At 59.7% G+C, this 3,933-nt stretch carries 3 protein-coding genes; all 3 read right to left on the reverse strand.

Annotated features, from left to right (window positions below; translation table 11 throughout):
* A partial coding sequence (gene purB, locus L0H65_RS15900; protein ID WP_301460085.1) for an adenylosuccinate lyase occupies positions 1 to 1,062 on the reverse strand: 1,062 nt, incomplete at its 3' end.
* Positions 1,063 to 1,191: 129 nt separating this feature from the next.
* On the reverse strand, positions 1,192 to 2,400 hold the full coding sequence (locus L0H65_RS15905; RefSeq protein ID WP_301460087.1) for a bifunctional alpha/beta hydrolase/OsmC family protein: 1,209 nt from the start codon (positions 2,398 to 2,400) through the stop codon (positions 1,192 to 1,194).
* An 89-nt stretch (positions 2,401 to 2,489) separates the two neighbouring features.
* The gene (dddP, locus tag L0H65_RS15910) at positions 2,490 to 3,830 is read right to left on the reverse strand and encodes a dimethylsulfonioproprionate lyase DddP (RefSeq protein ID WP_301460088.1); all 1,341 of its coding nucleotides are present in this window, start codon (positions 3,828 to 3,830) and stop codon (positions 2,490 to 2,492) included.
* Positions 3,831 to 3,933 lie beyond the last annotated feature (103 nt).

Genomic DNA, 3,933 nt, shown 5'->3' on the forward strand with positions numbered 1-3,933 from the left:
AAGACCGCGAAATTTATTCATATTGGCCAGCATGTTGTCAGGGTAAATCACCAATTTCTCCAGCAGTCCCGCAAGGCGGTGCAGCGCGAAATCCAGTGTGATCGTCGTGTCGGGGCCAATCGCGCGTTCTACGCTTGAATGGCTGATGTCACGCTCATGCCACAGCGCCACGTTTTCCATCGCGGGAACAACCGACATCCGCACCAGGCGCGCAAGCCCGGTCAGGTTTTCTGACAAAACCGGGTTGCGCTTGTGCGGCATCGCGGAGGAGCCTTTTTGACCGGGGCTGAAAAACTCCTCCGCCTCCAGCACTTCGGTACGCTGCATGTGGCGAATCTCAATAGCGATATTTTCAATGCTGCTGGCGATCACCCCAAGCGTGGCAAAAAACATCGCGTGACGGTCGCGCGGGATAACTTGGGTGGAGATGGGCTCGGGCCGCAGGCCCATCTTCTCGCAGACATGCGCCTCCACTGCCGGGTCTATATTGGCGAATGTGCCAACAGCGCCCGAAACAGCGCCCGTCGCCACCTCCCACCGCGCCTTTTCGAGGCGGTTCTTGTTGCGATCCATTTCGGCGTAGAACCGCGCGAAGGTCAGGCCCATCGTCGTCGGCTCGGCATGGATGCCGTGGGAACGGCCAATGCGCACGGTATCCTTATGCTCCATCGCACGCGCCTTAAGCGCCGCCAGAACCCGGTCCATCCCTGCCAGCAACAGGTCCGTCGCGCGCACAAGCTGCACGTTCAGCGTGGTGTCCAGCACATCAGAGGAGGTCATGCCCTGATGCACGAACCGGGCATCATCCGCGCCGATATGTTCGGCCAGATGCGTCAGAAAGGCGATGACATCATGCTTGGTCACGGCCTCGATCTCATCAATCCTTGCCACGTCGAATTGCACGTCTTTCGCGCGCCACACCGCTTCGGCATTGGCTTTCGGGATCACGCCCAATGCGGCCTGCGCATCGCAGGCATGGGCCTCGATCTCATACCAGATCCTGAACTTGGTTTCCGGCGACCAGATGGCGACCATTTCGGGGCGGGAATAGCGCGGGATCATGGGGCGGGCCTTTCAAAAAGCGTTTCGTTTGCAAATGACTGCAATGGCGCGGAGCTGCGCGGGTGCGGTTTTGCATAGTCCGACAGGGGCGCAAGGGCAAGGCGGCGATCCACCGAACCCCTTGCGGGGTCAGTGAACCAGCCGCGTCACGATCTGCGCTTCGGCCTCCAACGTGTTGTGAACAGGGCATTTGTCGGCAATTTCGATCAGCCGCGCGCGCTGCTCCGCGCTCAGATCACCATGCAGGGTGATCTCCCGCGTGAAGCTGTCTATCTTTTTGCCTTTATCGCAGTCTTCACAATCTGTTGCATGGCGTTTCTTATGTGATACATCAACCGAAAGACCGGTCAGCGGCCAGCCCTTGCGCCGCGCATACATCCGCATTGTCATCGTGGTACAAGCCCCAAGTGCTGCGGCGAGGTACTGGTACGGTGATGGGCCCAGATCGGTGCCGCCAAAGCTGGCCGGTTCATCGGCTTTCAGGTGGTGCCGCCCCAGATGCACGTCTTGAAGGAAGCCGTTCGGGTCGGCCTCCACCACCCGCGTAATGCCTTCGGGAATTGCCGGGTCAGGCGCTGCGGGTGCCATATCCAGATAACGCTCCGCCCATGTTGCAATGGTGTTGGCCGCGTAATCGGCATCCTCCGCTCGTGACAGCAAATGGTCAGCGCCGTCCAGCGTCACGAAGCTTTTGGGATGACGCGCGGCGGTGAACAGGGCAGAGGCGTTGTCGATCCCGACAATCGCATCTGTGGGCGAATGCAGGATCAACAAGGCCCTGTGCAACCCGCGCAAATGATCGGTCAAGGTGGATTGCCGCAGATCGTGCAAGAAGGCGCGGCTGATCGTGAAGTCACGCCCGCCAAGGGTCACTTGCGCCTCACCCTCGGCTTCGATTTCTGCATAATCGAAGTTATGGGTGACATGGCCGGGATCGGCGGGTGCATTGATGGTCGCAACCGCTTTGACCGACGCGATCCCGCCCGCGGCTGCGATCACGGCAGAGCCGCCCAATGAATGCCCGACCAGCAGGTTCGGGGGCAGCCCCGCATCAGCCATCGCAGCAGCCGCAGCTTGCAAATCATCAACATTGCCGGAGAACCCGGAATTGGCGAACTCGCCGTCGGAATGGCCCAACCCGGTGAAATCAAAGCGCAAAACAGCGATACCCGCACCTGCCAAACGTCGGCTGATCCGGCGTGCGGCAAAGATGTCCTTGCCGCAGGTGAAGCAATGGGCGAACAGCGCGGCGGCCCGCGCTGGCCCAACGGGTCGTTCCAACCGCCCGTTCAGCATTTGACCGTCTTTGCCTTTGAACGAAAAAGCCTCGCTCGTCATGGCCGCCTCCCAGTGATGAACCCGAAGTATCGGCGTAATTCATGCAGAAAGGTAGCCTTCGGTGCAAAACTTCACAAGTTTGTGTCGGCTCAATGCCCCATCAGTGCCGGATCAAACGGGTATTTCGTCAGGTTCTCAAAACCGGTCTCCGTGATCAGCACCTGATCCTCCAGCTTGATCGAGAAATCGCCTCCCTCCGGCGAAATCAATGCCTCGACACAGAGGCACATGCCCGGTTCCAGCACATAGTCAAATGCGCCGTCGACCGCGCCGTCAGGATACGCAACCAGCGGCCATTCATCGCACAAACCGACGCCATGCATCATGCAACCATATTTCAATTTCTGCATATTGTCGGGCAGGCGGTGACAGCCAGCGGAAAGCTCAGGGATAGAAACTCCGGGTTTCAGCATCGCCATATTCTGCGCGATATGCTCCCGCGCGATGTTCATCGCCTCGACCATATCGGCGCGCGGCTTGCGGTCGCCGACCCACCAGGTCCGCGAAATATCGACACAAATGCCGTAGGAGCCGATCAGATCGGTGTCAAAAGCCACAATTTCATTGTTCTGCACGATGCGGGGACCACATTCCTGAAACCACGGGTTGGTGCGTGGGCCTGACGACAGCAACCGCGTCTCAATCCATTCCCCACCTCGCCGGATGTTTTCGGCATGCAGCACGGCCCAGATGTCATCTTCGGACATATCGCCACCGGGAACGCCCGCGCGCGCTGCGTGTTCCATCTCTGTTATCGCCGCCTCGCAGGCATGCGACGCGCAGCGCATCGCCAAAACCTCATCCTTGCCTTTGATGCTGCGGGCTTTTTCTGTCAGTTCCTCCCCAGGAATCACCTGAAAGCCGACAGCCTCCAACGCGCGAAGTCCGTGCAGCATCACCTTGTCAACGCCCAGCCGCATATTGCCGCCGCCGTGTTCGGCAATCACATCGCGCACTTCACCGGCAAACCTGTCCGCCGCCGGGTCCAGCCTGTCGCCCCGGTCGAAATAGAACAAATCCGCCCCGGTGCGCTGCTCCCGCACCAAAGGGTTGAATTTGCTGAGAAACATTGCCTGCTTGTAGTCCCAGACCAGCATATAGCCATCGGCACAAACCAGACAGGCGCGAAAGGCGTTATGGGTGTTCCAAAGCTGCATGTTGGTGCTGTCGGTGGCATAGCGGATGTTCAAAGGGTCAAACATCAACACGCCGCCATAGCCGCGTTCGACCACGCCCTTGACCAGACGCTTCCAACGAAACTCCCGCATCGCGGGCAGATCCGGCAAAACCAATCCGGCCGCCGCCCATCCGCCGTAGGCGAGTTGCGTCGGCCCGATTTCGACCCGGTTGTTGTCATTGGCGCTGCCGTCGGCAAGGCGATCGCCCCGTGTCGGGTCGATCTTGCGGCGCAGGGAATAGGGCTCATTCATCCGGGTACCTCTGCGGGAGTTTTGCCAAATCTGGGACGATGGCAGTGGGAACGAGCGTCTGTCCCCTACCGGAATCTGTCGGTTTTTCGCGTCAGGACTAGGC

This window comes from Pseudorhodobacter sp., assembly GCF_030452865.1.
Classification (GTDB): domain Bacteria; phylum Pseudomonadota; class Alphaproteobacteria; order Rhodobacterales; family Rhodobacteraceae; genus Pseudorhodobacter.

Excerpts from the sequence above, each read along its gene's own strand:
- L0H65_RS15905 (WP_301460087.1), bottom strand. The coding sequence starts at position 2,400 with ATGACGAGCGAGGCTTTTTCGTTCAAAGGCAAAGACGGTCAAATGCTG.
- dddP (WP_301460088.1), bottom strand. The coding sequence starts at position 3,830 with ATGAATGAGCCCTATTCCCTGCGCCGCAAGATCGACCCGACACGGGGC.